General features: G+C 68.2%; 4 protein-coding genes. 3 read left to right on the top strand and 1 reads right to left on the bottom strand.

The window, feature by feature from the left end; genetic code table 11:
• Positions 1-190: 190 nt before the first annotated feature.
• Positions 191-2,575 carry a S9 family peptidase gene (locus D180_RS05335; RefSeq protein WP_043090524.1) on the bottom strand — a complete coding sequence of 795 codons (2,385 nt, stop codon included), beginning with the start codon at positions 2,573-2,575 and terminating at the stop codon, positions 191-193.
• A gap of 271 nt (positions 2,576-2,846) precedes the next feature.
• Between D180_RS05335 and D180_RS05330 the strand changes: the two genes are divergently transcribed.
• The 3 genes from D180_RS05330 to cydB all read left to right on the top strand — a co-directional run.
• The gene (locus D180_RS05330) at positions 2,847-3,206 is read left to right on the top strand and encodes a hypothetical protein (RefSeq protein WP_043090522.1); all 360 of its coding nucleotides are present in this window, start codon (positions 2,847-2,849) and stop codon (positions 3,204-3,206) included.
• Between the two features lie 177 nt (positions 3,207-3,383).
• Positions 3,384-4,787 (top strand): cytochrome ubiquinol oxidase subunit I, encoded by a 1,404-nt coding sequence (locus D180_RS05325; RefSeq protein ID WP_017910339.1) that lies wholly within the window; start codon positions 3,384-3,386, stop codon positions 4,785-4,787.
• Positions 4,787-5,786 (top strand): cytochrome d ubiquinol oxidase subunit II (gene cydB, locus D180_RS05320; RefSeq protein WP_017911985.1); only part of this gene is annotated, 1,000 nt, incomplete at its 3' end. The genes D180_RS05325 and cydB, both read left to right, overlap by 1 nt.

Below are 5,786 nucleotides of genomic sequence, written 5' to 3'. Positions count from 1 at the left end.
GGGACTTCAGTCCCGACGCATTGCGCCATCGGAAGGCTCACCACCTCGCGCGTCGCGGATGCATGACCGCTGACTGCTGCGGAACGGCGCGATGCGTGACGGACACCGGTGGTTGGCGCTGTCCCGAAGGCGCCCCGCGGGCGCTGCGCCTGCCGCACGTCGACGGCAGGCGCCTCGGTATGCGGCCGGCTCAGCGCAGCTCGCGTTCGAACAGCTTGAGGATGCGCTTGTACTCGTCCAGCCAGGAATCGGCGCGGGTGAAGCCGTGCTTCTCCAGCGGGTACGGCGCGATCTCCCAGTTGTCCTTGTGCAGCTCGATCAGCTTCTGGGTCATGTCGACCGAGTCCTTGAAGAACACGTTGTCGTCGACCATGCCGTGGGCGATCAGCAGGTGGTCGCGCAGGCCGCTGGCGTATTCGATCGGCGAGGAGGTGCGGTAGGCCTCCGGGTCCAGGTCCGGGGTGTTGAGGATGTTGGAGGTGTACTCGTGGTTGTACTGGCTCCAGTCGGCGACCGGGCGCAGCGCGGCGCCGGCCTTGAACGTGCCGGGGCTGCGGAACAGCGCCATGTAGGTCATGAAGCCGCCGTAGGAACCGCCGTAGATGCCGGCACGGCCACGGTCGCCCTGCTTGCTGTCGACCAGCCAGTCCAGGCCGTCCAGGTAGTCCTCCAGTTCCGGGTGGCCCATGTCGCGGTAGATCGCGGTGCGCCAGTCGCGGCCGTAGCCGGCGCTGGCGCGGTAGTCCAGGTCCAGCACGATGTAGCCCTTCTGCACCAGCAGGTTGTGGAACATCTGCTCGCGGAAGTACGGGGTGTAGCGCGCCGACACGTTCTGCAGGTAGCCGGCGCCGTGCACGAACATCACCACCGGATAGCGCTTGCCCGGCTCCGGCTGCGCCGGACCGTAGTACTTGCCCCAGACGGTGCCGGCGCCGTGCTTGGACGGCACCTGCACGAACTGCGGCTGCACCCACGGGCGCGCCTTGAACGCGGCACTGCGGGTGTCGGTGAGCACGCGCGCGTTGCCGCCGGCGGCCGGCAGCACCGCCAGTTGCGGCGGCAGGTAGGGGCCGGAGTAGTGCACCAGCAACTGCTGGCCGTCCGGCGACAGCGCGAAGTCCTCCACGCCGTCCAGCGAGGTCAGCTCGGCGACGCTGTCGTTGCGCAGGTCGAGCTTGCACACCTCGTAGTCGCCCGGCCACTTGCGGTTGCACAGGAACAGGAAGCCCTGGCCGTCGGCGCTGACCACCGGCGCGGACACTTCCCACTTGCCGGAGGTGCGCTGGCGCGGCTTCTCGTTGCCGCGCTGGGTGTACAGGTGCGAATAGCCGGACTGCTCGGACAGCAGCCACAGGGTCTGGTTGTCCGGCATCCAGCCGAAGTCGTTGAAGCTCCAGTTGATCCAGGCCGGATCGGTGAGGCGGTGGCGCGGCTGCAGCACCGCCTTGTCCAGGTCGACGCTGGCGATCCAGCGGTCCTTGTTGTCCACCGCACGCAGCAGCACGGCGACGTTGCGGCCGTCCTCGCTCCAGTGCATCGAGGCGCCGCTGCCGTCGCCGTCGGTTTCCACGCGCACCGCGCGCGGACCCTGCAGCGGCTCCTGCTTGGCGGCCTTGCGCAGCGCCGCCAGCGGATCGGTGCCGATGCCGGGCAGCACCGACAGGTCGAGCTTGCGCGCGCTGCCGGCCACCGCATCGACCAGCCACAGGGTCTGCGCCACCGGCGAATTGCGCCCGACCAGGGTGCGCGCTTCCTGGAACTCGGCGTAGCCGGATTCGGTCACGTACTTGGGCATCTTGCTGTCGCGGCCTTCCTCGGCGCCCTTGGCGTGGGTGACCACCAGCAGGTGGCGGCCGTCCGGCGACAGCGCACTGTCGTCGACCACCACGTCGTCGCCCAGGTACACCGGTGCCGGCGCGCGGCTGCTGTCGGCGCGGCGCCAGGCTTGCTCCTGCTGGCGCAGCAGCTCGCGCTGGGCGCGGTCGCGGGCCAGGGTCTCCAGCGTGCGCAGTTGCTGCTCGCGCAGCACGTCGGGCTTGGGCGCGGCATCGGGATCGCGCTCGGCCTTGAGCACCGCGGCCTGCTGCACGCCGCCGCCCGGGCTCCAGCGGTACCAGTCGTTGCCGACCCGCCACAGCGCGCCGCCATCGGTGGTGAACTGCGGCCGCGCGGCGGCCTGGTTGCTGCGGGTCAGCTGGGTCAGCGCGCCGCTGCGCAGGTCGCGCAGGAATACGTCGCCGTTGCGCACGAACAGCATGCGCTGGCGGCGGGTGTCGTAGACCGGGTTGGCCGCGTCCAGGGTGCTGCGCTGGGCGTCCTCGACCCGCTGCGCGGCGCCGCCGTCGACGCCCTGGCGGTAGGTGTCGCGCACCGGGCTGCCGGTGCGCTTGAGCTGGTACTGCACCTGGCGCCCGTCCCAGGCCCACCAGGCGTCCTCGACCGGCGGCCCGATCCAGTCCGGATCGGCCATGGCCTGCTCGATGGTCAGCGGGGCGGCGGCCTCCTGGGCCGCGGCCAGCGGCGGCAGGCATGACAGGGACAGCAACACAACAGCGCTCAGGGCGAGACGACGCATCTGGAATTCCGGGCGAACGGCAAACCGCAAGCGTAGCAGCCGCCAGGGTGGCGGCGATTGCGCCGTTGGTCATGGGCGCCACCGGGAGCGGAGGCCTTGTAATCTTGGCGAGGGTGTTGGCGGACCCGCATCGGGTAAGTCGGCGCACGCGGTGGCTGCGCCATGATTGCTTGTCACACCGCGCGTCGCTTCAGGTCACGACGGCCTGGAATGACGCAGGCCAGGGTCGACACGCCACTGAGCAAGCAAGCATGCAAACGCGGGGGGAACCATGAAAAGTGTGCTTGTGTGGGCGGCGCTTGCAACAGTTGGCGGACCGCAAACGCACGACTTGCCGAAGACCGACTGCGCCTCCAGCTTGCGCCCGCTCGAAACCATTCAGCCAGCGCTGCCAGGGCGCACGGGAAGCCAGTTCATCGGCTCGATCTACGTCGCGATCGTGATCGAAAGGAACGGCGACGTATCGGTTGCCGAAATATCGAGGGTCGATATCAAGCAGCTGGAGAGAAGGAGATTCCCCGATTCAGGATACGCTGAAGCGGTGCTTGATGCTGTCGGACAGTGGAAGTTTCCCGAGGTGAGCATGCGATGCAAAAAGGAAGTCAAGGTGGAGTTGGCGTTGTCTCATTGATGGAGGCGCCGGGCTTGAGACGGGGCCCGATGAACCGAGCCTCGAACAGAGCCCTCTTTCCGCTATCGCGGTTGCGCCAACCCTGCGGCAATGGCGGCGCTGCGACAAACCGTCACATCCCATTTCGCCGCGCCGCACCAACAATAGGCATCGTTTCCGCTGCCTCAGGCGCTACTCATGGACGCCCTGCTGCTGTCGCGCATCCAGTTCGGATTCGTCATCAGTTTCCACGTGCTGTTCCCGGCCTTCACCATCGGCCTGTCGAGCTGGCTGGCGTTCCTGGAGTGGCGCTGGCTGCGCACCCGCGACACGGTGTGGCGCGATCTGTACTTCTTCTGGCTGAAGATCTTCGCCGTGTCCTTCGGGATGGGCGTGGTCAGCGGCATCGTGATGAGTTTCCAGTTCGGCACCAACTGGGCGGTGCTCAGCGAACGCGCCGGCAACATCCTCGGGCCGCTGCTCAGCTACGAGGTGCTGACCGCGTTCTTCCTGGAAGCCTCGTTCCTCGGGGTGATGCTGTTCGGTTGGCACAAGGTGCCGGAGAAGCTGCACTTCCTGGCCACCTGCCTGGTCGCCATCGGCACGCTGATCTCCACGTTCTGGATCCTGTCGGCCAATAGCTGGCTGCAGACGCCGGCCGGCTATGCGGTGGTCGAAGGCGTGTTCCACCCGGCCAACTGGCGCGAGGTGATCTTCAATCCCTCGTTCCCGTACCGGCTCACGCACATGGTGCTGGCCGCATTCATCACCACCTGTTTCGTGATCGGCGGGGTCAGCGGCTGGTACCTGCGCCGCGGCGAGCACCTGGATGCAGCCGGGCGCATGCTCAAGCTGGCGGTGGCGTTCGCCGCGATCGCGCTGCCGTTGCAGATCGCCGCCGGCGATGCGCATGGCCTGAACACGCTCGAGCACCAGCCGATCAAGGTGGCGGCGATGGAAGGGCATTGGCATGGCGAGGCGAAGGGGCAGGGCGTGCCGCTGGTGGTGTTCGCGGTGCCCAACGAGGCCGCCGAGCGCAACGATTACGAAGTGACCATCCCGCGCCTGGGCAGCGTGATCCTCACCCACACGCTGGATGGCGAGATCACCCCGCTGACCGCGGTGCCGCGGGACGAGCGGCCGCCGGTGAAGCCGGTGTTCTATGCGTTCCGGGTGATGGTCGGGCTGGGCATGGCGATGCTGCTGCTGGCGCTGGTGTCGCTGTTCTTCTGGTGGCGCGGCACGTTGCTGCGCCGGCGTGCGCTGCACCTGGCGTGGAACGCGATGCTGCCGGCCGGGTTCGTGGCGCTGGTCGCCGGCTGGTTCGTCACCGAGATCGGGCGCCAGCCCTACGTGATCTATGGCCTGCTGCATACCCGCGACGCGGTCAGCCCGACGCTAAGCCCGGCGATGGTGTGGATCTCGCTGAGCGTGTACGTGCTCGCCTACGCGCTGGTGTTCGGCTTCGGCAGTTGGTACATCCTGCGCATGCTGCGCCACGGGCCGCTGCCGCACGAGCCTGCGCCGCGCATGCAGGAAGGCGACAAGACCCCGGCGCGGCCGCTGTCGGCGGCCGACGACGACATCGAGGAGACCCGCTGATGGACATGGCGACCGTATTGCCGGTGATCTGGTTCGGCGTGATCGGCTTCGGCGTGCTGATGTACGTGCTGCTGGACGGCTTCGTACTCGGCCTCGGCATCCTGGCGCCGTTCGCCGAGGACGAGGACCAGCTCGATCTGATGATGAATACCGCCGCGCCGATCTGGGACGGCAACGAGACCTGGCTGGTGCTCGGTGGCGCCGGCCTGCTGGCGGCCTTCCCCAAGGCCTACGCGATCGTGCTGTCGGCGCTGTACCTGCCGGTGCTGCTGATGCTGATTGCGCTGGTGTTCCGCGGCGTGGCCTTCGAGTTCCGCTTCAAGGCGCGCAGTTCCAAGTATCTGTGGGGCTGGGCGTTCGCGCTGGGCTCGCTGTGCGCGGCGTTCTGGCAGGGGGTGATCCTGGGCGCGCTGGTGGAAGGCATGCCGCTGCAGGACGGCAAGTATCTGGGCGGGGTGCTGGGCTGGTTCAGCCCGTTCTCGATGCTCACCGGCGCGGCGGTGGTGTTCGGCTATGCGTTGCTCGGCGGCAGCTGGCTGATCCTCAAGACCGAGGGCGCGATGCAGCGCATCGCCCGCACCCTGACCCGGCCGCTGGTACTGGTGGTGGTGGTGTTCATGGGCCTGGTCAGCGCCTGGCTGCCGTTCCTGGACTCGCGGATCATGGCGCGCTGGTTCCACGACGGGAATTTCTGGTGGCTGTCGCCGGTGCCGCTGCTGGTGCTGGTCAACGCGCTGGCGCTGTGGCGGGCGGCGATGGCGCAGGGCCGCGATGCGCGTCCGTTCGTGCTGACCCTGTGCTTCTTCGTGCTCGGCTTCTTCGGCCTGGTGCTGGGCATCTGGCCGAACATCGTGCCGCCCGGGCTGACCATCTGGGAAGCGGCCTCGCCGCCGTCCTCGCAGGGGTTCGTGCTGGCCGGGCTGGCGGTGCTGCTGCCGGTGATCCTGGGCTACACCGCGTGGTCGTACCGGGTGTTCCGCGGCAAGATCACCGCCGATA

The sequence above is a fragment of the Xanthomonas sp. SHU 166 genome, assembly GCF_000364685.1.
In the GTDB taxonomy this organism is placed as follows: domain Bacteria; phylum Pseudomonadota; class Gammaproteobacteria; order Xanthomonadales; family Xanthomonadaceae; genus Xanthomonas_A; species Xanthomonas_A sontii.
The sequence above is the reverse complement of the archived record's forward strand: the minus strand, read 5'-3'. Positions and strand labels throughout refer to the sequence as shown.